Below are 23,522 nucleotides of genomic sequence, written 5' to 3'. Positions count from 1 at the left end.
CGGGGATCATCCCCCGCCGCCCGCAGAATTTTGCACTACGCGCAAACTTGCATAGCATGCACTTCATGAGTGCCGCCGACATGCCTCTCGGGCTGCGTGAACGCAAGAAGCGCGCGACGCGTGACGCCCTCGCGGACGCGGCGCTGCGCATGGCCGCAGACCGCGGTTTCGAGAACGTGACGGTGGAAGCGGTCACCGACGCGGTCGGCGTATCCGTGCGCACCTTCTTCAACTATTTCCCGTGCCTTGAGGACGCGATCACCCGTCCCGCCCAGGACAACGCCGAGCGGACCCGGCGGGCGGTGCTCAACGCACCGGAGGAACTCACGGCGCTCAACGCCCTGCGCGAGGCGATCGGCCAGGAGCTCGCCCACATCGAGGAGGACCACGAACGCTGGGAGCTCCAGATGGCCGTGCTCAGGACGAGTCCTTCACTGCTGTCCGGATTCCTGGCCGCCCGGGGCGCGGACGAACGCGCACTGATCGCCGCCGTGGCCGAGCGCCTCGGCCAGGATCCCGAGTCCGATCTCCGTCCCAGGCTTCTCGCGCACGTGGCGATCGCCGCCGTGTGCGCCGCCGTCGAGCTCTGGGTGGCCTCCGGCCGTACCCGCACGTTCCAGAGCATCTATCACGAGGCGTTCGCCTCGCTGGCCGCCGGTCTGAACGACTGAAGCGCATCCCTGAGCCTCCACCGGGGGCTTTCACCCGATCACCCCGACCACCATCCGATCAACCGAAAATCCAGAGAATGAGGAACGCCAGCCGATGAGCGCTGCCGTCACACCCGAAACCGGTACCGCCGGTGCGCCCGAGGAGGCCGCACCAGCCATGACGCGTCGTCACATACTCCAGGCCATGTCGGGCCTGATGGCCGGCATGTTCGTGGCCATCCTGGCCTCCACCGTGGTCTCCAACGCACTTCCCAGGATCATCGCCGATCTGCACGGCAGCCAGTCCTCGTACACCTGGGTGGTCACCGCCGAGCTTCTGGCGATGACGGCGACCGTCCCGATCTGGGGCAAGCTGTCCGACCTCTACGACAAGAAGCTGCTCATCCAGCTGTCTCTCTCGATGTTCATCGTCGGCTCGCTCGTCGCCGGCTTCTCGCACAGCGTCGGCCTGCTCATCGTGAGCCGTGTGGTGCAGGGCATCGGCGCGGGCGGTCTCACGGCGCTGGCCCAGGTCGTGATGGCGGCGATCATCCCGCCTCGTGAACTCGGCCGCTACTCCGGCATCTTCGGCGCCGTGTTCGCGGTCGGCACCGTCGCGGGACCGCTCATCGGCGGTGTGCTCGTGGACACCTCCTGGCTGGGGTGGCGCTGGTGCTTCTTCATCGGCGTGCCGTTCGCGCTGCTCGCGATCGCGCTGCTCCAACTGACCCTGAAGCTGCCCACGGTCCGCAGAGAGGTGAAGATCGACTATCTCGGTGCCGTCCTCATCATGAGCGGGGTCAGCGCACTGCTGCTGTGGGTGACCCTCGCGGGCAACCGGTTCGACTGGGCTTCGTGGCAGACCGCCGCCCTGGTCACCGCCGGCGTGGTCCTGCTGACCACCGCGGTGCTGGTCGAGTCCAAGGTCCAGGAACCGATCATCCCTCTGGACATCTTCCGCAACCGCACCGTGACGCTGACGACCGTGGCGAGCCTGCTGGTCGGCGTGGCCATGTTCGGCGGCACGGTGTTCCTCTCCCAGTACTTCCAGATCTCGCTCGGCAAGACGCCGACCGTCGCGGGCCTGATGAGCCTGCCGATGATCCTCGGTCTGATGATCTCCACGACCGTCGCCGGGCAGATCATCTCCGCCCGGGGCAAGTGGAAGGGCTTCCTGATCGCGGGCGGCATCATCATGACGGCGGGCATGGGCCTGCTCTCCACGATCAGCGCGGACTCCTCGTTCGGGCTGCTCAGCGTCTACATGGTGGTACTCGGCGTGGGTGTCGGCATGCTGATGCAGAACCTGGTGCTGGCGGCCCAGAACGACGTACCCGCGTCGGAGCTCGGCGCGGCGACCTCGGTGCTGTCGTTCTTCCGCAGCCTCGGTGGGGCGATCGGCACGAGCGCGCTGGGCGCCGTGCTCAGCCACCGGGTGGCGAGCGAGATGGCGAAGGGCTTCGGCGGGGCGGCGGGCAACGAGGGCGCCGGCCATGGCGTCCCCGACCTGACCAAGCTTCCCGAACCGGCCCGGCAGGTGGTCGAGCACGCGTACGGGGTCGCGACCGCGGACGTCTTCCTGATCGGAGCCCCCTTCGCGTTCCTCGCCCTGATCGCGGTGCTGTTCATCAAGGAGAAGCCGCTCAAGACGCAGAGCGGCGTGGAACGGCTCGCGCAGGAGAACGCCGCCGCGGCGAAGTCGCCGGCCACCCCGGCGCACTGAGCCCACCGGGTACCAGGAGGAGCAGGCCGCCGTGACCGCCGCGATCCGCGGACGCCCGATACGCGGCGCACGCGTGAGGACGTGGCGCGCACGGCGGCCAGGCTCTCCCCCTGCGGGTCGCGGGGTCGCGGGGTCGCGCCAGGCTCTTCCCTGCGGACCGCGGGTCGCGGGTCGCTCCTGACTCGCCGCGGGGCGGACACCGGTCGTCGATCGACACGGACTCGCGACCTTGTGGTGTCACCCGGCGGGAGGAGTCGGCCATGCGCCCGGCTGCGCCCCGCGGTTGGGTTTCCTTCCGGCGGAGCGGTTGCCGATGAGCGCCTGCCGGATCTGCGCGGCGGTCGCTCGCGCATGCTCCGAGGTGGAGATCGCGTCGGCGGTGGCCGGGACGAAGCGGTGGGCCGGCCGCTGACAGTACGGGCAGGGCGCTCCGTCGGCGAGCAGGTAGCCGTCCTCGCATGCCCGGTTCGAGCAGGCGCCGGGGCTCACCAGGGCCTCGGCGATCTCCTGGGGCGCCCAGCGGCGGCGGTTCTCCTCGTCGCGTTCGTGGATCGCGTGCGACCAGCGGTTGCTCCAGCGCCTTTCGATACGGTCGAGGAGTTGGGCAGCCGTCCGGCGCTCGAGCTCCTCGAACAGAATGTCGGGCAGGGTGCGCGGGACCCGGTGCCCGAGGGCCTGGAGCAGTGGTTGGGGAAAGCCCTGCATGATGAAGCGGATCGGGTCGCTGCCCGGACTCTGCTTCCACTGCTGGCAGTGGCAGACGCCTCCGTCGGACAGCGGGCTGTGGCAACGAGTGCACAGCCCCCGGCAGTCCACGCAGATCCCGTCGCTGAGCCCGTCCAGGTGCGGGGCCGGTGCCCTGCCGCATTCACGGCAGCAGGCCGCGCACAGGCCGCACAGCCGCTCGTTGCCCTGCTGGGTCGTCCAGTTCCGCTGCTGGCAGCGGCAGCACAGACTGGTGTTGCAGTAGTCGCTGTGCTCGCCGTTGTGCCGGCCGAGGGGAGCGAAGGACATGGTGCTTCCTCTCTTGGGGGCCAGGGCGTGCCGGCAAAGCGGGAGCAGCGGCCCGGAAAGCGACGGGCACTGCTTCGATGCGGCGCGGTGGGCCCTCCCCGCGCGGTATTGCTCCGTACAGCCTAGTGAATCAGCGCCGGACCCGACGGCATGCGCAACCCGCACCGGCGGAGAGACACAGGCCTCCCGCCCTCAGGCGCTCTCCTCCATGAACCGGCGCAGTTCGCGGGCGAGTGCCGCCGGGTTGTCCATGGGGACCAGCGTTCCGGCCCCGGGGATCTCGACGTATCGCCCCTGCGGCAGCAGTTCGGCAAGACGTCGGCCGGTCTCGGGCGGCATCATCCGGTCCTCCGCGCCCCAGGCCACCAGCGCCGGCCGGTCGAAGTGCCGCAGCCGTTCGGCGGCCCGCACATAGGTGTCCTTGCGCGTGGAGCGCAGGAAGCGGGCGAGGTCCCGGCGGATGGCCCGGTCGGTCAGCAGTGGCCGGTACCAGCGGCGTACCCGCTCGTACGGGATTCCGTGCGCCGTCATGCCGCCCAGTGAGCTGCGCATCGCCACCAGGAAGGGCACCCGGAAGGACTGGAGGAGCAGGAACAGGCCCCCCGGCACTCGACTCGCGGCCGACAGGGTGCGGCCCTGGATGCCCGGCGGGTAGTTGTCGAGCGCCTCGCAGGAGGTGAGCACCAGTCGGGCGACGCGCTCGTCACGTACGCCGGGCAGGAGCTGGGCCGTGCCCGCGTCGTTCTGCACCAGCGTGACCTCGCGCAGGTCCAGCCGCTCCAGGAATTCGGCGAGCAGGTCCGCCACGCCCTGGGCCGACAGATCCGCGGACGGCCGCATCGCTCGGCGGTGGCTGCCGAGCGGCAGGACGGGGACGACCACGCGGAAGTCTTCGCGCAGATCCGCCACGAGGGCGTCCCAGACCGAGTCGTCGAAAGCGAGCCCGTGGAGGAGCACCACGGTCTCGCCCACACCCTCCCCCGCGTCTTCCCCGGCGCCGGTTCCGGTGTCGGTGTACTCGATGGTTCCGGCGCTCAGTTCGATCTCCCGCATCGCTTGGCCTCCCCGTGACCGTCACTTGATAGACCGATCTAGTGAGAGACTATCCGGCATGAGGACCACCGGCGACACCAGGCAGCGGATTGTTATCGCCGCCACCGAGCTCTTCCGGCGGCAGGGCTACGCGGCGACCGGCATGAAGCAGATCGTCTCGGAGGCCGGGGCCCCGTACGGCTCGGCGTACCACTTCTTCCCCGGCGGCAAGGGGCAGCTCGGCGAGGAGGTGATCCGCACCTCCGGAGCCGCCTACCTGGAGCTGATCGGCAGCCTTTTCGCCGACCCGGAGGCGGATCCGGCAGCCGCCACCGCTGCCGCCTTCACGGGCGCCGCCGAGACTCTCCGGGAGCTGGACTTCGCCGACCCGTGTCCGATCGCCACCGTGGCCCTGGAGGTCGCCAGTACGCACGAGGGGCTGCGTCGTGCGACAGCGGATGTTTTCGCCTCGTGGATCGACGCCCTCGCCGGCTTCTACTCCGGGGCGGGCATCGAGGCGGACACCGCCCGGGACACCGCAGGCTCGGTGATCGCCCTGCTGGAGGGCGCCTTCATGCTCGCCCGAGCGGCCCACGACACGGCCCCGGTCCTCACCGCCGCCCGAGCGTCCGCCGCCATCGTCCGTGACGCCCTGGAGTCCGGCTGAGCGATGTCGGCCCGGCCGTCAGGAACCGCAGCCTACGGTCGGCTCGCGCCGATCCGGCGTGCTGCTGCCTTCGCGTCGATCACGACCGCACCGGGCTTGATGTCCGCACCGGTGAGGAAACGCGGTCGTCCGACAGCTGCGACCAGGACATCTGCCTGCCGGACGATCTCGGACAGGCCGGAGGTACGTGAGTGGCAGAGGGTCATCGGAGAGTTCGGTGATTTTTTCGATCAGGCCACTGGTGCTGACCGAAGCGGGCAGGGCCACATGCAGTGACTGGATACCCGCCTTCACGCACCGGGCGCGCTTCATCCGGACATAGGTCACCGAGGCCGGATCTTCTCCGACCAGTACGGTGGCAAGGCACCGGGCCGTCCCCGTGCACCGATGGATCTCCGCAGCGGTCGCGGAGCTGGTTTCGATGATGCGGCGGGCAAGGCCGGTGCCGTCCATCAGCCGACCTGTCTGCGTCCGAGCCACGTGCCACTCCTGAGCCTCACAGTGAGTTGCCCAGGCGCACGGCATCGACAGAATGTCAGGCCGCTCCCCGGTGGTACTCCACCTCAGCGCCAGTCACGGCCCAGCCGTCACCATAGTGGAGCGGACGTCGGCACGCGCAGCCTCTGCGAAATCCTCGCTCCCGGGCGCCGCCGAGCCCGCGCCCATGAAATCCGGACGCCAAGGGGAATGCCCGTCCGTGTACCTGGACGGCCGATGTGGCCGGCGCGATCGTGCTGTCGCCCGATAGCATCGCTCTCTTCGGCCGGGGCAGCCTGCTGGAGTCTTGACGGGGTGCCATGTGACTTTTCCGGCGCGCGGGGACGGTCCGTCGCCGGTTTCCTGGATGCGTGGTGGACCCGGACCCTGCGGGACGGGACCCAGGCCGCTGTCGGGCGGCGTCATCACGGATCGGGGGACGGGATCATGGGCGAGGGCGGACTCGACGGTCAACTCGTGTCGGCGGTACGAGCGGGCGATGCCAGAGCGGTGCCGCATCGGTTCGCGGGGTCCGGCGCCTCCCAGCGACGTCTGATTTCCGCCAGCATCGGGACGGGCTCCTACGGATGCTGGAGCCATGACCACAACTCATGAGGTACGGGCCATCGACCCCGCCGTACTGGAACAACTGCGGGAACAGGACGACGCCGGTTGCGCCCGGGAACCCGTCACCGATCCGGAGGGCGGTGCCCCACTGCGCTGCTGTCTGCGGCACAGCGAGGCAGGTGAGCGGATCGTCCTCGTCTCGTACGCGCCGTTGCGCCGCTGGGCGGCGGAGACCGGCGCCCGGCCTGGGCCGTACGACGAGTGCGGCCCGGTATTCGTCCACGCCGAGGAGTGCGACGGGCCGACCGCCGGCCCCGGCTATCCGGTCGAACTGCACGGTGCTCGCCGGGTGCTACGCGCCTACGACGCCCAGGGGCACATCCTCGGCGGGAGACTCGTCGAGATACCCAAGGCGCGGGCCACCGAGGTGGACCTCGCACTGCGCGAGGTCTTCTCCGATCCGGAAGTGGCCCTGGTACACGTCCGCGCGGTGGAGTTCGGCTGTTTCATGGTCGAGATCCGCCGCCGGTAGGCGAGGTGTCGAGGAGAGCACGGAGTGCCGGGCCCAGCGCCCGGAAAAACACTGTCTGCCTCTGAACACCACCAGGACGGAGTGCATGCGGTGCCCGTTCCGCATCCCACCCCGCCACGCAAACCTGTCGGCCGGCGAGCGACAGACGTGAGCACACCGACAGTTGGGGTCTCCTCGGCCGGCGACGCCACGACGCCGGCCCATCGCCCTCACCGCCGACGACAACAGCACCGTCCGCGTACATCACTCCCCCGCCACCTGACCCCGGGCCACCAGCAGCCGCCCGAAGGTGCGATCAGCCGGAATCATGCGCCTGCACCGCCGACAGCGCGGGCACATGTTTCCGGCGCCACTGGGGGTGGGAGCACTCGGGCCTGCGACAGCCGCGTCCACCCATGCTGCGTAGATACTCCACGTCCCCAGCGGCATGCCCAGCCTGCCGCACGGCACGGCCCCCCGGCGGGCGTTGAATCGCAGGTCGGTACACGTATCTGTGCCGTCCAGCCCTGTCACCCTCTTGGCGTCGGCATACGTACCGGTGGCGGGACGGGCATACGTACGGCCGGGTCGGCGTCACCTGCTCCGAACGCCGACTGACACCAGGCATCGGCAGACGACCGTTATCCCTTCCTTCCTTCTCACCGCCAACCGCTGTCCGTCATCCGCCGTGTACGCCGTCGTCGTCGGGTACCCGGTGCAGTACGTCGCCGGGCTGACAACCCGGCGTGCGGCAGATCGCGTCGAGCGTCGTGAACCGCACCGCCTTCGCGCGGCCGTTCCTCAGTACGGCGATGTTGGCGGGCGTGATGCCGACAGCAGCGGCGAACTCGCCGACGGGCAGACCGCGTCCGGCGAGCTGGGCATCTACCGCCTGCCGCGCTCCGACAACCAGGGCCTGACCGGCCGATCATGGCGTGAGGTGTGGCAGTCCACACCCTCAAGTGGGCGGCGGACCGCAGTGACCGGGTGAGCGCCGGCGCGAAAGGGTCGTCGGCATGACAACAACGTCACAACCCACCAGCACGCACGGACAATCGCGCTCCGCAGGTCTCTCCGGTCGCGCAATCGCTGTGCTCGTCGCTCTCGCCGTGGTCCTGGTCCCTGCCTTCGTCATCGCCCCCCCGCCCATTGGCGACGAGCATGTCGGACGGCGGCTTCGACGATCAGCGCAACCTCATCGACAGCTTCTCCGAGTCGTTCGTCGACTACTGGAGTTCCGGCGACCGGAACTTCTCTCCGGACTTGGAGAACGTCGTCGACTATTGGCTCCACTACCACGTGGTCAAGGCCGTGATCGCTGCGATCCTGCTCGTCGTGTTCATCGCGCTCGGCGTTCTCCTCTGGAAGGCATTTCTGCGGGCCGGCGGGCTCAAAGCAGGAAGCCGGGCCGCCCTCGCTTCGGCCGGGGCTGCCGTCACGGTGCTCGCGCTGTGCTCGTTGGCGGCGGTAATGGCCAACATCCAGGGCGCGACAGCGCCTCTTTCCTCACTGCTGCCCATGCTGCCGATCCACGCGTCCCACGGAGAACTCGCCGATACGCTCGATCAAGTCAGACAGCGTCTGGCTGACTACCCGAATACCGGTGACCGAACTCCGCCTGCTCTCGAGGTGATGGTCGGCGACTTCTCCCGGTACCACGCCGTGATAGCCGTGGCCGCCACGACTGTGGCGGTCGTCCTGGTCGGCATGAGCGTGGCGTCATGGAAGAGGTTTGCGACAACAGGAGCGTCCGACAGACGAACGAGGCGCGTCTTCAGGTCGTTCGGTCTCCTGTCGGCCTTGTTGTCGCTGGCCGTCATCGTTGTCGCCGTGGCGAACACGGCCACCACAGCCGACCCGGCGCCGGCGCTCCTGGCCTTCTTCAAGGGCGGGTGGTGAGGGGCCGCCGCCAGGCGTCGAGGTAGGCGAGGACGGCGAGTACCCGGCGGTGCTGGGCGTCGTCGGGCGGTAGGCCGAGCTTGGCGAAGATATTACCGATGTGCTTTTCCACCGCGCTGTTGGAGAGCACCAGTCGCCGGGCAATGGCCGTATTGGAATGGCCCTCGGCGATCAGTGCCAGCAGTTGCCGTTCACGCGCGGTCAGCGCGCCCAGCGGGTCGTCCCGGCGCTGTCCGGCCAGCAACTGGGCGACGACTTGCGGGTCGAGCACCGTCGCGCCACGGGCGACGCGGTCCAGGGCGTCCAGGAACTCCTCGACCTTTGCGACCCGGTCCTTCAGCAGATAGCCGACGGCGCCGGAACCGTCCGCGAGCAGGTCGGCGGCGTAGGACACCTCCACGTACTGGCTGAGCACCAGCATGGGGGCGCCGGGCAGCTGTCCGCGGGCGGTGACCGCCGCCCGCAGGCCCTCGTCCGTGTGCGTCGGTGGCATCCGCACATCGACGACCGACACGTCCGGGCGGTGTGCGAGCACCGCCTCGACCAGGGCGGGGCCGTCACCGACCGCCGCCACCACGTCGTGGCCGTCCTCGGCGAGCAGGCGTACCAGCCCCTCGCGCAGCAGCACCGCATCGTCGGCGACGACGATCCGCAGGGGATCCCGGGGCGCGACGTCCGGCAGTGCTTCAGGTGCTGGTCCGTCCGGGCTCAGCGACATGGCAACTCCGCGGTGACCGTCGTCGGGCCGTCCTCGGGGCTGTCGACCCGCAGCCGGCCGCCGACCGCGTGCACCCGGTCGGCCAGCCCCTGCAGTCCGTGTCCTTTTGCCAAAGCCGCGCCGCCCACTCCGTCGTCCGTCACCCAGATCCGCAAGACCTCCTCAGTGTGGCGCATACCGACTGTGCATCGGCCGGCGTAGCTGTGCTTGGCCACGTTCGTCAGCGCCTCGGCGACCACGAAATAGGCGGCCGTCTCGACGGCGGCGTCGAGCCGACGGCTCAGGGGACCGGCGTCGAGCTCGGCGGGTACGACGCAGCGTGCGGCCAGAGCGGAGAGTGCCTCCCGCAGTCCTCGGTCGGCGAGGACCGGCGGGGCGATGCCTCGTGACAGGGCCCGCAGCTCGTCCAGCGCCTCCTGGGTCTGGATGACCGCGTCGGCGAGTGCGGCCCGGACGAGTTCCGGCTTGCTGTCGAAGTTGTGCTGGGCGCGGCCCAGTTCCATCGCCAGACGGACCAGCTGTTGTTGGGGCCCGTCGTGGATGTCGCGTTCGAGCCGGCGCAGGGCGACCGCCTCGGCCGTCACCGCTGCGACGGCCTGAGCGCGGGCGGTGTCGCGCTCCTGCTCCAGTCCGCTGATCCTGCGATGCAATGCGGACATGTTGGACAGCAGTGCCTGCCCGAGACCGGCCTGGGCGGCGGTGCACACCCGGGTCAGCAGCGGCAGGGTGAGCAGCAGCAGTACGCCGACCGTGATCGCGAAGGCGAGCCGCTCGGACGGCGATGTCAGCCCAAGACTCAAGGCGACGTGGGACTGGTCGCTGCCCGCGTACAGGGTCATGGGCCGCAGCGACCCGGGCGTGACCTGGCTGCGCAGGGGGTACGTCGCGGTCGCGACTCCCACGAACCACCACAGCGCCGTCACCACCGAGGTGACCAGCACGACGGGGAGCACCACCACCGCGTGTGCCAGGTCGAGCCACAGCCCCGGGTCCGCCGCGTCGGCCGTCTCCTTCGACCTCGGCCGCTGGCCCGCGTCCCGCGCCCCGTCGGCCCGGGAACGGACCTTGCCGATCCGCCACCACTCCAGATCGCCGGGCCACCGCGCCAGGGCCAGAGCCCGGACCGCGATGGGCGACCCGCTCGGCAACAACGAACCAACCATTCCGACGCACAGGCCGCCGACCACCAGCAGCAGACCGACAGCGGCGCTCAACGGCGCGGTGAGGAGATACAGCGACTCCACGAGCGTGCGGCGCCCGACGCGAACGACGGACCCGGCACTCGGCCGCCACCGAAGCGCGACCACGGAAGGCAACGACTCCACCATTCCCACAGCATAGTGTCGCTCCCACCCAGGCTTTGAGCGATCGTGTCGGGAGTGGTTCGAGCGGCTCGGACGACGGGCAACGCCCGGCGGACCATGTGGCTGTCCGGCCGATGGCACCATGGCGAGGGTCGACTCGACGTCCTGCGCGGTCATCGACGGCTACGCACTCCGGATCGTCACCGACGCCTCCGCGAGCGACGCCGGCCCGGACGTCCACGATGCCGGACTCCTCGTCGCCCGCCGCCTGATCGGAACCGGCCGGCTCGTCACCGCAGAGCGTGTGGTGGGACAACTCGGAGATCATCTGAAAGGCAGCGTTCGGAGATCGACAGCGTGGAACGATAGCCACCATGTCGGGTCAAGTCTGGGTGTCACTCATATCGTTGGGCGGCGTCGCGCTCGGTGGCGCGCTGTCCTTCCTCGTCCAGTTCGCGACGCAGCGATCAGCTGAGCGGGCGGAGCAGCGGCGGCAGCAGACCGACCTGTCCGAGGCCCGGCGTGCGGAGCGGCTCACGCTGCTGGAGCGGTTCGTCGAGGCGGGGGCCGAGGCGGAGCGCGCGGCCTTCAGGCGGCCGCAGGAGTGGGACGACACGACCCCCTGGTTCCTCACCACCCGAGACTCCATGAACAGACTCTGGGTGGCGGAACGATTGATCCGCATCCAGTTTCCGCTGGCCGTGCACGACGCGGCACGCAAGTACTTCCTCGACCTCAACCGGACCGTGTGGGAAGGCCTGCCCGACGGTGAGAGCGTGCGCGACTACCTGGAGGACAACAGACTGGCCTTTCTCGACGCGGCCCGCGCAGTCATGGGATAGCCGCTGTGGGCCGCGAAGGTCATCGACGGGGACAGGTCTCAGGACTTCAGCACCGACGCGATCTCGGTACGGGAATCGATGTCGAGCTTGGTGAGAATGCGCTCGACGTGTGTGTCCGCCGTCCGCTTGGAGATCACAAGATGTTCGGCGACCTCCCGGTTGGACAGCCCTCGCGCGACCAGCGTGGCGACCTCCCGTTCCCGCGGGGTGAGCACATCGGCCGCCGCGGGCTCCTGCCGGCTGCGGGGCAGGCGCCGCACCGCCGAGGGCCTGTCGGTGTCCGCCCGCACCGCCTCCAGGATCTCGGTCCCCGACAACCGCGCCCCCACACCGTGCCAGCGTTCGTACTCCGTGATTCCCAACGCTTCCCGCACGGCATTCCGGGTCGCCTCCTGCTGTTCCAGCACGGACATCAGCATGGCCACCGGGTCACCGCTCAGCCGCCGCGCGCTTTCCGCGTACCCCAGCAACCAAGCCGCCCTGGCGTAGCGTTCCTGCTGTCCGGCATGCCAGGCAAGGCCCAGGCAGCAGAGCGCGGCGACCAGCACGTCACCGATCTCGCTCATGGCCTCCAGCGCCTGCCGCAGCGCGTCGGCGCCCTCCTCGTGGCGCCCGGCGAGCCAGAGAACGAGGCCCTGCGCCATGAGCGTCGATCCGTAGAACTGACGATCACCCGTGCCGTGCAGATGAGCCAGCCCCATCTCGCACAGTTCCAGGGCCCCGTCGGTGTCTCCGAGCACGGCCCGCAGCAGCGCACCTTCGTAGTGGACCATGCTGATGCCCAGTGAGTCGCCCACGGCGACGATCCTCCGACGCCCCTGCTCCAGGTCGGCCAGTCCCTCGTCGATCTCGCCGCACACCGCCCGCATCGCTCCGATGTACGGATCCGTGAACAGCGCCACGCGCTGTTCGTCGCAGTTCAGCGCCGACCTCCGCGCCTCCTGGAAGAAGGTCGGCGCCTCCGCGAGGTCAGCGGTCCAGGTTGCGATCACTCCGGCCATGAACAGGCCCCAGGCCCGCTCCGCGCAGTCCTCGGGCACGAGTTGGAGCCCTTTCTCGATCCAGTACCGCCCCTCCGAGAGGGTGCCGGTCGCCCTCCAGTGGGGGGCGAGCTGCACGGCAAGGCTCAGCCCTTCCGCCGCGCTGCCCGTGGCCGTGGCCGTGGCCGTGGCCGTGAAGGCGTACTTCATGGCGGCCCGGATGTCGGCGATCTGGCTGCGCACCGCTCGGTGCAACTCGGCCTGGGCGGGGGTGATCAGCTCGTCCCACAGGTGCCGGGCCGTGTCGCGATGATGCGCGAAGTGCCGCCCGCGCACACGGGCCGCGCTGCACTCCTCGTCGAGGCGTTCGGCGCCGTACTCACGGATCGTGTCCAGGAGCCGGTAGCACGCCCCGTCCTCGCCGACCCGTTGTACGACCGACTTGTCCACCAGGCCGAACAGCGCCTCCAGGACGCCATCGGACGGGAGTCCGTCGCCCCCGCCCACCCGTTCCGCAGCCGACAGTTCGAAGGGCCCGGCGAAGACGGACAGGCGTGCCCACAACAGGCGCTCCGCCGGAGTGCAGAGCTCGTAGGACCAGCCGATGGTCGTACGCAGCGTCTGATGCCGGGCGCAGGCGGCACGCTGCCCGCCGGTGAACACCTCGAACCGGCGGTCCAGCCGGGCCACCAACTCCCCCAGTGGTGCGGCCCGCAGACGCACAGCGGCCAGTTCGAGCGCGAGCGGGATTCTGTCGAGCCGTTCCACGAGCGCCAGCGTCTGAGCCCGGTTGGATTCGGTGACGGTCCAGCCCGGCAGGACACGGGCGGCTCGCTGCGTGAACAGCTCCAGGGCGTCGTCCACCCCGAGCGGGGCGATCGGCATCGTCTGCTCGTCGGCCACATCGAGTGGCTGCCGGCTGGTGGCCAGGACGCACACCTCGGCGGCCTCGCGCAGGAGGATGTCGCAGAGCACGGCGCATGCGTCGACCATGTGCTCGCAGGTGTCGAGCACGATGAGCAGCTGCTGCCCCTTGATGTGGGCGACGACCGCGTCCAGTGGTTCCATCCCGGCGTTCTCCGGGACCCCCAGCACGGTGACCAGCGTCGCGGGTACCAGTTCGGGGTCGGACAGGGCCGACAGCTCGGCCAGCCACACCCCGTCCGGAAACCGTTCCCGCAGGCCCTCTGCCGCGCGCAGAGCGGTGCGGCTCTTGCCTACGCCCCCGGGCCCCACCAGGGTCACGAGCCGTGCCTCGCGGAAGGCCTCCTGAATCAGCGCGATCTCCTCGGCGCGTCCGACGAAACTGGTCCGCTCGGCAGGAGGTTGTCCGCTGCGCCGCTGCCCGAAGCCGAATCCCATGGGGCCCCCGTGATGCTCAAGTACCTCGCCACTTCGCGAGATGTCAGCACAGTGTAGATATGCGACTTCGGAGTGTTGCCAAGGTATGGGGTGATGTACAGGCGTTGTGAGGGTTTGGGGTACGAGGTGTGCCGTGGTGCGGACGGGAGCGTGGGCACGAGTCGCCTGCGTCCCCGTCCGCCCGCGCCTCCTGCCCGCGTGCGTGTGCTCAGTCGGCGCTCTCGTGCTCGACCAGCAGGACGAGCTTCCCGTCGTCCAGCAGGACGATCTTCCCGTCGCCCGCCCGTTCTCGAGCAGTGTGTGCGCTTCGACGGCCTTCGCCAGCGGGAACGTCGCCTCGATGTGCGGCCTCAGCGCGCCGGGGAAGGCAAGGCCCGCGATGGCCTTGATGCCGGTATGGTCCGCCTGGACGCCGATGGTCCGGACGCGGACGCCGTGCCCGGCCCCGCGCTCCGCATCGTCGGCCGCGGCGTTGGGCACGGTCGTGGCCATCATGCCGCCGGTGCGCAGTACCGACAGCGAGCGGGAGCACCGAGCCGTCACAGGCCCCATCCAGCACGCCTTCCCGGGCGACGACCGGAGACACGACCGGCGACGGCTCCGCCGGTCCGACCGGTCCCACCACCACCGACGGCGACCTCGCGGAGACCGGCAGTTCCCACGCCACCCAGGTGATCGCCGGCATCGCCGCCGCGCTCGTCCGCGATCGGCGCGGGTGCGGTGTACTTCCTCCGCCGGAAGAAGGCCAAGGGCCGGTGAATCGCGTACGCGACTGACGACCGCACCCGACAACTACAGCTCCGGAGAGCCCTGTTGCTCCGGAGCCGCACCCGCAAACCCTGAAATACGATGGGGCCCGGTCGGCATTGCCCATCGGCCCTGGAGGGGTTGCCGTCATGGGCCGGACACGGTGAAGAGGGCGCCGTCGGGATCACGGATGATGAAGGAATCCTTCGAAGGGCCGTCGCGTGCGGGAACCAATGACGATTCACCGCCTGCGTCGATGGCAGTGGCCGCGGCCCGTGCGCTGTCTTCGACGCGGAAGTCGACGTTCCACCGGGGCCGGATCCTGGGGTCCGCGGCGGTTTCGATACCTCCGCCGCGCAGGGTGGCGACCGTACGCCCTTCCAGCGTGACGCGGACGTGATCCTGTGCGTAGTCGACCGTGCAGCCGCCGGGCGGTTCGGCCCAGTCGAAGACCTCCGCGTAGAAGATGGCCGCTTCGAAGGCGTGGCGGGTCTGCAGGTCCAGCCGCGCGGGGGCGCTGCCCTGCCCCACCGACCAGGCCAGGGCCGTGCCTTCCCAGAAACCGAAGACGGCCCCGTCCCGGTCGGCGGCCATCGCCGCTCGGCCATCCCCCAGTTTCACGGGCCCGACGGCGAGTGTGGCGCCGCGTTCCCTGACCCGGTCCGCGGTCTCGTCGGCGTCGTCCACCGCGAAGTACGGGGTCCAGACGGCGGGAGGGCTCGTGGCAGCAGCAGAGCAGCATCCGATCCCGGCGACGGGCCGACCGTGCGCCATCGCCACGCAGAAGTTGCTGCCGAGGGTGCTGGCGATGAACTCCCAGCCCATGACGTCCGTGTAGAAGGCCTGGGCCGCGTGCAGATCGCGAGCCATCAGGCTGACCCAGCAGGGAGCTCCGTTTACGGGCCTGATCCTTCCGAGGGCCGGCATTCGATGCTCCTTCGGGTTTCCCGCCGCCGCCTACGGCCCGCGGGCTGCGCCTCGATCCGTGCGAACGGTTCCTCCATGCCGAGATGGTCCGCCGTGAGTTCCGCGGTCACATTGCCGCCGTTTCCCATGGCCGAAGAACTCGTCCCTGTCCTCGTCACCGACCGTCGCAGGGTGTCCGCCGGTCGGTGACGGACGCGCCTGGCGGTCGGCAGGGCCGAGTTCATGATCTAACCGTGTACCCCGGGCTGCTTCCCCGCACCTCAGCGCCCCGGCTCCCGCGCCCGATCCCGCGCCACGACCGATCGAGGCATCCTCCACCAGCAACGGAAGGCCGTGAGGATTGCCCGTAAGCGGCGCCACTGCGATCAGATCGTGGCGGTCCGCGGCCGGTGCTCGGACAGCCAGCCCTCGGCGTAGGCGACGGCATCCGCCAGGTCGAGCAACCGGGCCTCCGCGCCGCCCACGGTGGCCCGCACCACCGGGCGTTCCTTCTCGAAGGCCGCACCCAGGTCGTCGAAGCGGTCAGCGGAGATCGAGGTCTCGCGCACGGTCGCCCAGCTGCGGCCCTGCGGGGTCATGACGGCGAAGGAGTTGTCCGTCTGCGGCGAGGGAACCCGGTACTCGGCCAGGTGGAACGCGGTACAGGAATCGAAGCCCGCCCCCAGGAGGAGAACCCGCGCCCCGCCCTCCTCCAGCCGGGCGAGCGGGCTGTGCTCGCCGAGCCGGCAGTCGAGAGCGTGGCCGTCCACGATCGCGGCGGCACGTGGGCCCACGGCCGCGAAGGACGTCTGCGGATGGCAACTACGGACGGCGCCCGGCCAGTTGCGGACGGTCTCCGGTATGACACCGACGCCGAGAGTGGGAGTGGTCCGTGCGTCGAAGGCCGGGATCGAGGCACGGATGTCCGCCCACCACGCTTCGGGCACGGGCGGATACCCCCATTCCGCCGGATCCGAATTGTCACCGGAATGGGTCGGCACCACCAGAGTCCCGCCGTCACCGAGAACGTCGAGCAACGCCATGACGACGACGCGGGAACCGCCGCAGACCCATCCGAGCGAGCTGAGCGAGGAGTGGACGAGGAGGGTCTCACCGGGGCGCAGGCCCATTGCGCGGAGATCGGAGGCGAGCGAATCCCGGGTACACATCGGACCGGTTGCAGGCTTGGCAGGCATAACCAGTCAGTGTCCAGGCGTCGAGGCACCCGGGCCACCGAATTTCGGCGCAGGCTCGGACCGGTCGTGCCGCCTGTCTCCGAGGTCTGGGACGGCAGTCGTAGAGGTCTGGTACGGCAAGGCCGAGAGGTCTGGTACGGCAAGGCCGAGAGGTCTAGTACGGCAGGTAGTAGCCGAGAGGTCTAGTACGGCAGGTAGTAGCTGAGCAGATCGGCCGTGACCGGCGGGAAGAGCGCCTGGAACAGTTCCTCGTCCCTCGCGTAGACGTCGGGCCGGATCCGGGTCAGCCCCTCGATCCCGTGTGGGCCGAACAGCAGGGCGGGCAGGTGGTCGGGGGCCACTGCCGCGCCTCCCACGGCTCCGGGTCCCTGCATCGCACCGCCGGTGACGACCCGGCCGAGGCCGTCGGCCCGGACCGGGATCCGGTAGTGGGCGCCGAAGGTGGAGATGACGATGTCGCGGCCGGTGCGGTCCGGCCCGGCTGTGGTGAGGCGGTGCCAGAGCAACGGCCGGAGCCGGTCGAGCAGCGCGGCGACGTCCGGGACACGGACGTAGTACTGCTCCGCCTGTGTGGGCGGCTCGTGGACGAGGAACTCCTGCCACGCGGCGGCGGTCACGGTGCCGGCCCGGTGGACGACTCGCATCCGGCTGTCGGGGGCCGACGCGGCGACACCGCGGAGCAGTTCCCGTGCCGATGCCTCGTCGAGGGCGGCGGCCTCGGCCAGGAGTACCTCGTCTTCGGGGGGCGTGGTGCGACCGGTGGCGACGACGGCGCCGGCGCGCTCCACGACCCGGAGGTTGCTCGCCTCGTGGGCCAGCAGCCAGCGCCAGCGCGCCTCCGAGTGCGGCATGGCCACGTCGAACCGGTTCTGGGCCGTTTCCTGCAAGGCCGCCATGGCGGGGATGTCACTGGAGCGGGCGGCACGGAGTGCGGGTTCTCCCTCGCCGGGCGGTGCGGTGTGCACGGTAAGCGCCGGCGGGATGTCGATGGCGTACTCGTAGCCGAACAGCCGGTAGAAGTAAGGGATTCCGATCATCGCCTGAATGACATGGCCGCGTGCGGCGGAGCGGTCGTGGGCCCATCGCATCAGCGCCCGGACGAGTCCGCGTCCTTCGTATTCCCGGTCGGTGGCGACCAGTTCGACCTGGCCTGCGGGCAGGTGCATGCCGCCGATGCGTACGTCTTCGTCGAGGAGCGTTGCGGTGGAGACGACCCGGTCGCCGTCGACGACCACGGCGCAGGCGGACCAGCCGGCGTCGGGATCCTCGACGACCAGCCGGTGGTCGAGGGCGTCGGCCGGTTCGCCGCGTTCCGCGAGGAGGGCGCCGATCTGGTCGAGGTCCTCGGGTCGTGCCCCTCGCAGGACGAGGCCGTCGGCCAAGGGGGTGGGTACGGGGGATGCGGGGGTGGCGGTCACGGTCGGACTGTCTCAGTGCCCGGGGCGTCCCGTCCATCGGGTTATCGCCGGGTTGTGGTTCACGGCCCGGGAATCCGCGGTTCCATGAAACGAACGCCGAGCAGCATCGTGCACCAGAACGGTCGGGGCCCGTCGCACGCACGACGGGCCCCGGAGCGCGTACTGAGCAGTCTCCTTCAGTCCGAGCCGATCGATGATGCGCGTGGTGATCTCCTCCGGGGCGGGGTGGCCCGTCACTTTTTCGATGAGCATCCCGAGCAGGATGTAATTCGTGTTCGAGTAGACCGCCAAGTCCTTCGCGGCCGGGCCGGGCGGCAAGGACATCGCGGTCTTCAACAGCTCGTCCGGTGTGTATGTAGTGCCGCTGAGGTTCTTCGCTCTCCGCCATCCGCAGCTGTGACGTCGTGAGGTGGTCATCGGCGGTGGTCCTCCTGGTCCGTCGGGCCTCTTGGTGAGATCCCTACGCCGACGAGACTATGGACGCGCGAGTGCACCTCCCATGGCGCTGGCCACCGCCTTTGCGGTGGGGCGGGCCGGTGCGCACGGGGTGCGGCAGGCCCTGCCAGGGGGCCTGCTGCACGCAGTGGCCCGCCGAGCCACCCGCTCCGCGGTGAGGACGCGAGCGGCCGGATCGGGCGATGGCTCATCACGCGGCCCCGATGCGCTCACGGTGCGGTTCGCGCGCGATGCCGGCGTACCGCGTCGCGGTTGGCGCACCGCTGGGAGCAGTAGCGCTGCCGACCGGTGCGGGAGGTGTCGGCGAAGATCGTGGTGCACTCGGTCACGGCACACCGTCGTAGCCGGTGCATGCCCCGTCCCGCCAGGTGCAGTGCGGTGCCGACGGAGATCAGTGAGAACAGCAGGGAGCCGAGCGGCTGCCGGTCGTCGCGGTAGTGCAGGTGCCAGCCGTCTCCGGCGTGGTCGGTCAGCCGCGGGTAGGCGGCGGCCGCCGCCAACATCCGGTTGAGCAGCTCGGCGCGCTCGTGCTCGTCATCGGCGTCGACGGCCTTCTCCCACGCGTCCAGCGCCTCCTGGGTGCGGTCGAGGTCCTGCGGCATGGCCGGGAGGTCCACCACCAGGCCGGCGGCGCGGCAGCGGTCCGCGAGTTCCTCGGCGGTCGCCGGGCGCCGGTTGGCCAGATCCGCAGCCAGGTTCACGACATCCTCGCCGTAAGGGTTGAGGTGCATAAGGTCATTACACCAACCTGATCGGCATGACACAACGCACTGGAGACCCCGCAGCCGTACGGCAGGCGGTGGAGGACGACATCGCGGAGCTCGTACGCCTGCGGGCGATGCTGTTCGAGAACCTCGGCGGCGACTTCTTCGACCCCGTGTCGGGAGGCAACGACTGGCTGGACGTCCTCGCCGTGGTGCTGAAGGAGCAGTTGGCCGCGGATGCCGTACGCATCCTTGTCGTGGAGGGTGGGAGCGGCCTCGCCGCCTGTGGGATCGGCACGATCGAGCAACGGCTGCCCGGCCCGCACCTGCGCAATGGCCGGATCGGGCAGGTGATCGGTGTGGTCACCGACCCGGCGTATCGACGGCTCGGTCACAGCCGCTCGATCATGCAGGGCCTGCTCGACTGGTTCCGGGAGAGCGACGTCGCCCGAGTCGACCTCTACGCCTCCACCGGGGGTGAACCGCTCTATCGCGAGCTCGGCTTCACCAACCACCCCGACCCGTCGCTGTACTGGCGCCCGTGACCGGTCAGCCGCCACCCCGCCTCCTCCGGAGCGACCTGCCCGACGCCGATGCCCACGCACCCTCGCTCATGCTCACCCCGCACGGCCTCGGACCAGTCCCGGTCGAATCCGTGATGCCGTCCCGGGCCGCGGGAGGTGAAGAGCGTTGATACGCGACGCTTTCCCACTACCGCTGGATCGTCCTCGGCATCGCCACCTTCACCCAGGCGGCATCCGGCTTCTTCGTGCAGGGCATCGGGGCAATGGGCATCCACCTTCAGCGGGACCTGGATCTGAGCACGGCTCAGTTGGGTCTGCTGATCTCGGCAGCCCAGTTGGTTCCGTTGGTCGGCCTGCTGGTGGCGGGTGAGTTGCTGGACCGCTACGACAAGCGCTGGGTCGTCGGGATGGGCGCCTGCGTGGTCGCCGTGGGTCTGTGCGCGGGAGGCCTCGCGCCGGGGTACGGGGCCCTGCTCGGCGTCCTGCTGGTCGTGGGCGCGGGATACAGCACCGTTCAGCCAGATGGGAGCAATCGGTGGCGTCCTGGTTCGACGCTTCCCGGCGCGGGTTGGCGATGGGCATCCGCCAGGCGGGTCTGCCACTGGGCGCCGCGCTCGCCTCTGCTGTGCTCCCCCTCCTCGCGGTCGCTCACGGCTGGCGGTCGACGCTCGTGGCCGGTGGACTCGTCGCGCTGCTGGGGGCCGCCGTCTTCATGGGCTGCTACCGCAGGCCGCCCGCGCAAGCGGTCCGGCAGAGCGAAGCGCCGCGTGCCTCGCTCGGGCGGCAGCTCGGGGACCGGCTGAGGATGTTCCGCGAACCGTCCATGGCGAACATCATGTTGTCCGGGACGAGCCTGATCTCGGCGCTCGGGTTCTTCGGATTCGGCTGGTACGGCCCCTGGCTCGCCTATGTGACCGAGTCGGCTCCGCCGGGCAGGACCGGCTTCGCCCTCGGTCTGGCCATGTCCGTCAACCAGATCGCCATCGTCGTGGTTCCGCCCGCGCTCGGCCTGCTCAAGGACGTCACGCACAGCTTCGTACCGGCGTGGGGCGCCCTCACCACGATGACCGCTGTTGCCCTGATCGTCTCGGCCGGCGCAGAGCGTCGGCGCAGTCACGAGCCGCCTCGATGCGGGGCAGTCACCGCACCGCCCTGACACGGCACGGCCCTAGAGAGCTGACACCCCGGCCTCCGCCGCCTGCCGCTGCCCCTGCCCCTGCCCCTGCCGCCATTGCCGGCCAGAACGCGGAGCCACCTCGTGCCCCACCTGATACCGGATACCGGTCCGCAGCGCGTCATCACCGCTTCGAACTTCGTCTACACCATCAGCAGCGGCCTCTATCTGACCGCCGGGGTGCTGTACTTCACCCAGGCGGTTCACCTTCCGGCCGCCCAGGTGGGGATCGGACTCGGCATCGCCGGATGCGTCTCGCTCGTCATGGGCATGGCCGCCGGACATCTCGCCGACCGACACGGCGCACGGGGCGTCTACGCGATCACCCTCGTCGTCCGGGCACTGGCGACGGCCTGCTTCCTCCTGGTGGACAGCTTCTGGCCGTTCGTCCTCGCGGTATGCGCGGCCACCGGGGCACAGGCCGCCGGGGTGGCCGCCCGCTCCCCGCTCATCAGGCATTACGGAGGGGACCGGCCGCAGGAGTTCCGCGCCCGGCTCCGTGCCGTCACCAACATCGGCGTCTCCCTCGGCGCCCTGCTCGCGGGCTGGGCCGTCCAGGTAGGCACCCGTACCGCCTACCAACTCCTGGTCGTCGGCATCGCGATGGCCTGCGCGGCTTCCGCGGCCGTCCTGGTCCTGCTTCCCGCGGTCATGCCCGGACCCGTCGTCGACGGCCCTCGCTGGGTCGCCCTGCGGGACCGGCCCTACCTTCTGATCACCGCGCTCGACGGCATCATGGCCATCCAGTTCAAGGTGCTCACCGTGGCCGTTCCGCTCTGGCTGGTCGAGGCCATCACCGCCCCGCACTGGCTCATTTCGGGCACCATGCTCGTCAACACCTTCATCGTCATCGCATTTCAGGTGCGGGCCGGCCGCGCCATCGACTCCCCCGCAGCCGGCGCAGGCGCCTACCGCCGATCGGGCCTGGCCTTCCTCTTCTCCTGCTCGCTGCTCCCGCTGACCGCGGGGATGCCGCCGTGGGCCGCGGCCACGCTGCTCATGGTCGCGGTGGTGATCCACACGATCGGTGAGCTGTGGCACTCCGCCGCAGGCTTCGAGGTGTCCTTCGCCCTCGCACCGCAGCACGCCACCGGCCAGTACCTGGGCGTTTTCGGCCTGGGCGCGGGCCTGGCCGAAGCACTCGGGCCGAGCCTGCTCATCTCGCTCTGCATCACCTGGGGCCGCCCCGGGTGGTACGTCGTAGGAGCGCTGTTCACCGTGACCGGCCTCGTAGCACCCCTTGCCGTCCGCCGGGCGGAGTACCGGCAGCGGTCCCGGCCCACACACATCGAAGCCCTCGGCAAGGCACCGGTCGACTGAACGCGCCCGATCTCGGGACGGGTGGAACCGAGTCCGGATTGACGGACGGTCTCAGAGTTCGCCCGCCGGATGCAGTTGGGCGAACTCATCGGCGAGCATGCCCATCATGACGAGATCGTGGTGCCGGCCGGCAAAGAACACATGGTCGCGGAGGCGTCCCTCCTCCACGAACCCGAGCCGACGGTGAAGGGCCAACGACGCCTCGTTGTGCGCGAAGATCCGCGCCTGGCACCTGTGGAACCGCCGCTCGGCGAACATGAAGCGCAGCAGCAACAGTACGGCTTCTGCCGCGTAGCCGTTGCGCCGGTGATCGGCGCCGATCGTGATGCCGTACTCGAACCAGCCCGACCGCGGGTCGGCGTGGAACGAACCCACAGCTCCGACCGTTTCCCCCGTGTCGGCGGCCTCGATCGCCAACCGGAAACAGTCTCCGTCGGACTTGGCGGCTGCCTGCTCCTTCGCCCAGGCACGATGGCCCTCCGCGGAACGAGGCGGGTTCAGTACGTCTCCCAACCGCTCCTCGTCCTCGGCGAAGCGCATGAACGCGGTCCAGTCGTCGGGCTCGATACCGCGCAGGCGTATCCGCTTTCCCGTCCAGAACGATGTCATCCCGCCATCGAATCACGCGGCCGGATTCGACGTCCAGAGCTTGCACGACTTCCCGAATGGCCGCTGACCAGGCACTTCGCGGTGGAGCTCCGGATCTTCGCGACCTGCCTCCCACCATGCTTGCGGGACTTGTCGGTAGGGTCACGCCCATGAGCGTCGAGGTGGAGGTCGTCCGCGGGGCGACCGACGAAGTGGTCGAAGCAGTCTCTCGCCTTCTGCCCCAGCTTTCGAGGACGGCCGGTACGCCCGACCGGGAGTCGGTGGCCGAGTTGTTGCGCAGCGACGCCAACACCCTGCTGGTGGCCAGGGTCGAAGGACGAGCGGTCGGCATGCTGACGCTGATCATGTTTCCGCTGCCATCAGGTGTACGGGGCCGCATCGAGGATGTCGTGGTCGACGAGGCGGCCCGGGGGCACGGCGTGGGGGCGGCGCTGACGGAGGAGGCACTGCGCCTGGCCGGGGCGGCCGGGGTCCGGACGGTCGACCTCACCTCGCGTCCGTCCCGCCAGGCAGCGAATCGGCTGTACGAACGCCTGGGATTCCAGGCCCGCGACTCCAAGGTCTACCGGTTTGTGGTGCAGCCGTAGGGAGACTGGGCCTCGATCCACATGACGGGCTCGCTGCCGTTCGCGGGATTCAACCGCACCATCGCCGTTGATGGGCCTCCCGCACCGCCGTGTTGCGCAGTCGGCGCGCTCGTTCCGGAGCGAGGTGAATCACCC

22 protein-coding genes, 4 pseudogenes and 1 riboswitch are annotated in these 23,522 nt (G+C 69.9%); of the genes and pseudogenes, 12 read left to right on the top strand and 14 right to left on the bottom strand.

The window, feature by feature from the left end:
- The first annotated feature begins 65 nt into the window (after positions 1 to 65).
- Together OG520_RS37700 and OG520_RS37695 are read left to right on the top strand one after the other, a co-directional pair.
- Positions 66 to 671 (top strand): TetR family transcriptional regulator, encoded by a 606-nt coding sequence (locus tag OG520_RS37700; protein ID WP_399332593.1) that lies wholly within the window; start codon positions 66 to 68, stop codon positions 669 to 671.
- A gap of 94 nt (positions 672 to 765) precedes the next feature.
- Positions 766 to 2,373 carry an MDR family MFS transporter gene (locus OG520_RS37695; RefSeq protein ID WP_406016120.1) on the top strand — a complete coding sequence of 536 codons (1,608 nt, stop codon included), beginning with the start codon at positions 766 to 768 and terminating at the stop codon, positions 2,371 to 2,373.
- Between the two features lie 237 nt (positions 2,374 to 2,610).
- On the opposite strand, the gene OG520_RS37690 is transcribed toward OG520_RS37695, so the two are convergent.
- Positions 2,611 to 3,387, bottom strand: a complete 777-nt coding sequence (locus OG520_RS37690; protein ID WP_406016119.1) for a hypothetical protein — start codon at positions 3,385 to 3,387, stop codon at positions 2,611 to 2,613.
- A 192-nt stretch (positions 3,388 to 3,579) separates the two neighbouring features.
- Entirely contained in the window at positions 3,580 to 4,440 is an 861-nt protein-coding gene (locus OG520_RS37685; RefSeq protein ID WP_406016118.1) for an alpha/beta fold hydrolase, read from the bottom strand.
- 58 nt (positions 4,441 to 4,498) lie between these two features.
- On the opposite strand from OG520_RS37685, the gene OG520_RS37680 reads away from it, so the two are divergent.
- Positions 4,499 to 5,086, top strand: coding sequence for a TetR/AcrR family transcriptional regulator (locus OG520_RS37680; protein WP_399332601.1), 588 nt, complete (start codon positions 4,499 to 4,501; stop codon positions 5,084 to 5,086).
- 71 nt (positions 5,087 to 5,157) lie between these two features.
- Here the strand turns inward: OG520_RS37680 and OG520_RS37675 are convergent.
- Positions 5,158 to 5,566: pseudogene (locus OG520_RS37675) on the bottom strand (tetrahydrofolate dehydrogenase/cyclohydrolase catalytic domain-containing protein); the annotation flags it as partial.
- A 21-nt stretch (positions 5,567 to 5,587) separates the two neighbouring features.
- Positions 5,588 to 5,673, bottom strand: a riboswitch (ZMP/ZTP riboswitch).
- Positions 5,674 to 6,161: 488 nt separating this feature from the next.
- Between OG520_RS37675 and OG520_RS37670 the strand changes: the two are divergent.
- Positions 6,162 to 6,662, top strand: coding sequence for a DUF1203 domain-containing protein (locus tag OG520_RS37670; RefSeq protein WP_406016117.1), 501 nt, complete (start codon positions 6,162 to 6,164; stop codon positions 6,660 to 6,662).
- A 658-nt stretch (positions 6,663 to 7,320) separates the two neighbouring features.
- Here OG520_RS37670 and OG520_RS37665 read toward each other — a convergent pair.
- Positions 7,321 to 7,554: a helix-turn-helix domain-containing protein gene (locus OG520_RS37665; protein ID WP_406016656.1), complete on the bottom strand. Its 234-nt coding sequence runs from the start codon at positions 7,552 to 7,554 to the stop codon at positions 7,321 to 7,323.
- Positions 7,555 to 7,802: 248 nt separating this feature from the next.
- On the opposite strand from OG520_RS37665, the gene OG520_RS37660 reads away from it, so the two are divergent.
- Positions 7,803 to 8,540, top strand: coding sequence for a hypothetical protein (locus tag OG520_RS37660; RefSeq protein ID WP_406016116.1), 738 nt, complete (start codon positions 7,803 to 7,805; stop codon positions 8,538 to 8,540).
- Here the strand turns inward: OG520_RS37660 and OG520_RS37655 are convergent.
- Together OG520_RS37655 and OG520_RS37650 are read right to left on the bottom strand one after the other, a co-directional pair.
- On the bottom strand, positions 8,524 to 9,195 hold the full coding sequence (locus tag OG520_RS37655) for a LuxR C-terminal-related transcriptional regulator (RefSeq protein ID WP_406016655.1): 672 nt from the start codon (positions 9,193 to 9,195) through the stop codon (positions 8,524 to 8,526). The two genes, OG520_RS37660 and OG520_RS37655, sit on opposite strands and share 17 nt — an antisense overlap.
- A 53-nt stretch (positions 9,196 to 9,248) precedes the next feature.
- Positions 9,249 to 10,586, bottom strand: a complete 1,338-nt coding sequence (locus tag OG520_RS37650; RefSeq protein WP_406016115.1) for a sensor domain-containing protein — start codon at positions 10,584 to 10,586, stop codon at positions 9,249 to 9,251.
- Positions 10,587 to 10,936: 350 nt separating this feature from the next.
- Between OG520_RS37650 and OG520_RS37645 the strand changes: the two genes are divergently transcribed.
- Entirely contained in the window at positions 10,937 to 11,404 is a 468-nt protein-coding gene (locus tag OG520_RS37645; RefSeq protein ID WP_399332619.1) for a hypothetical protein, read from the top strand.
- Between the two features lie 38 nt (positions 11,405 to 11,442).
- Here OG520_RS37645 and OG520_RS37640 read toward each other — a convergent pair whose 3' ends face one another.
- Together OG520_RS37640 and OG520_RS37635 are read right to left on the bottom strand one after the other, a co-directional pair.
- Complete coding sequence (locus OG520_RS37640; protein ID WP_406016654.1) at positions 11,443 to 13,746, bottom strand: ATP-binding protein; 2,304 nt, start codon at positions 13,744 to 13,746, stop codon at positions 11,443 to 11,445.
- A gap of 279 nt (positions 13,747 to 14,025) precedes the next feature.
- Positions 14,026 to 14,298: pseudogene (locus OG520_RS37635) on the bottom strand (zinc-binding dehydrogenase); the annotation flags it as partial.
- A gap of 89 nt (positions 14,299 to 14,387) precedes the next feature.
- On the opposite strand from OG520_RS37635, the pseudogene OG520_RS37630 reads away from it, so the two are divergent.
- Positions 14,388 to 14,522, top strand: a pseudogene (locus OG520_RS37630) (hypothetical protein); the annotation flags it as partial.
- A 118-nt stretch (positions 14,523 to 14,640) separates the two neighbouring features.
- On the opposite strand, the gene OG520_RS37625 reads toward OG520_RS37630, so the two are convergent.
- The 5 genes from OG520_RS37625 to OG520_RS37605 all read right to left on the bottom strand — a co-directional run bounded on the left by OG520_RS37625 (position 14,641) and on the right by OG520_RS37605 (position 19,200).
- Positions 14,641 to 15,363, bottom strand: a complete 723-nt coding sequence (locus tag OG520_RS37625) for a VOC family protein (RefSeq protein WP_399332621.1) — start codon at positions 15,361 to 15,363, stop codon at positions 14,641 to 14,643.
- 422 nt (positions 15,364 to 15,785) lie between these two features.
- Positions 15,786 to 16,595 carry an aminoglycoside N(3)-acetyltransferase gene (locus OG520_RS37620; protein WP_406016114.1) on the bottom strand — a complete coding sequence of 270 codons (810 nt, stop codon included), beginning with the start codon at positions 16,593 to 16,595 and terminating at the stop codon, positions 15,786 to 15,788.
- 182 nt (positions 16,596 to 16,777) lie between these two features.
- Positions 16,778 to 18,013 carry a GNAT family N-acetyltransferase gene (locus OG520_RS37615; protein WP_406016113.1) on the bottom strand — a complete coding sequence of 412 codons (1,236 nt, stop codon included), beginning with the start codon at positions 18,011 to 18,013 and terminating at the stop codon, positions 16,778 to 16,780.
- Between the two features lie 12 nt (positions 18,014 to 18,025).
- A complete protein-coding gene (locus OG520_RS37610; RefSeq protein WP_406016112.1) occupies positions 18,026 to 18,430 on the bottom strand; it encodes a serine hydrolase in 405 nt (134 codons plus the stop codon).
- Between the two features lie 248 nt (positions 18,431 to 18,678).
- Positions 18,679 to 19,200, bottom strand: a complete 522-nt coding sequence (locus OG520_RS37605) for a CGNR zinc finger domain-containing protein (protein WP_406016111.1) — start codon at positions 19,198 to 19,200, stop codon at positions 18,679 to 18,681.
- Positions 19,201 to 19,226: 26 nt separating this feature from the next.
- On the opposite strand from OG520_RS37605, the gene OG520_RS37600 reads away from it, so the two are divergent.
- The 4 genes and pseudogenes from OG520_RS37600 (at position 19,227) to OG520_RS37585 (ending at position 22,191) form a co-directional block, all read left to right on the top strand.
- Positions 19,227 to 19,718 (top strand): GNAT family N-acetyltransferase, encoded by a 492-nt coding sequence (locus tag OG520_RS37600; RefSeq protein WP_406016110.1) that lies wholly within the window; start codon positions 19,227 to 19,229, stop codon positions 19,716 to 19,718.
- Between the two features lie 242 nt (positions 19,719 to 19,960).
- A pseudogene (locus OG520_RS37595) lies at positions 19,961 to 20,158 on the top strand (MFS transporter); the annotation flags it as partial.
- Positions 20,159 to 20,232: 74 nt separating this feature from the next.
- The gene (locus OG520_RS37590) at positions 20,233 to 20,853 is read left to right on the top strand and encodes an MFS transporter (RefSeq protein WP_406016109.1); all 621 of its coding nucleotides are present in this window, start codon (positions 20,233 to 20,235) and stop codon (positions 20,851 to 20,853) included.
- A gap of 102 nt (positions 20,854 to 20,955) precedes the next feature.
- A complete protein-coding gene (locus tag OG520_RS37585; protein WP_406016108.1) occupies positions 20,956 to 22,191 on the top strand; it encodes an MFS transporter in 1,236 nt (411 codons plus the stop codon).
- 51 nt (positions 22,192 to 22,242) lie between these two features.
- Here the strand turns inward: OG520_RS37585 and OG520_RS37580 are convergent, their stop codons facing one another.
- Positions 22,243 to 22,800, bottom strand: coding sequence for a GNAT family N-acetyltransferase (locus tag OG520_RS37580; protein ID WP_399332639.1), 558 nt, complete (start codon positions 22,798 to 22,800; stop codon positions 22,243 to 22,245).
- Positions 22,801 to 22,949: 149 nt separating this feature from the next.
- Here OG520_RS37580 and OG520_RS37575 point away from each other — a divergent pair, with 149 nt between their 5' ends.
- Entirely contained in the window at positions 22,950 to 23,387 is a 438-nt protein-coding gene (locus OG520_RS37575) for a GNAT family N-acetyltransferase (RefSeq protein WP_399332641.1), read from the top strand.
- Positions 23,388 to 23,522: the final 135 nt, after the last annotated feature.

Origin of the sequence: Streptomyces sp. NBC_00984 (assembly GCF_045162475.1) — a bacterium.
Classification (GTDB): domain Bacteria; phylum Actinomycetota; class Actinomycetes; order Streptomycetales; family Streptomycetaceae; genus Streptomyces.
This window is presented reverse-complemented; position numbering and strand designations above follow the sequence as displayed.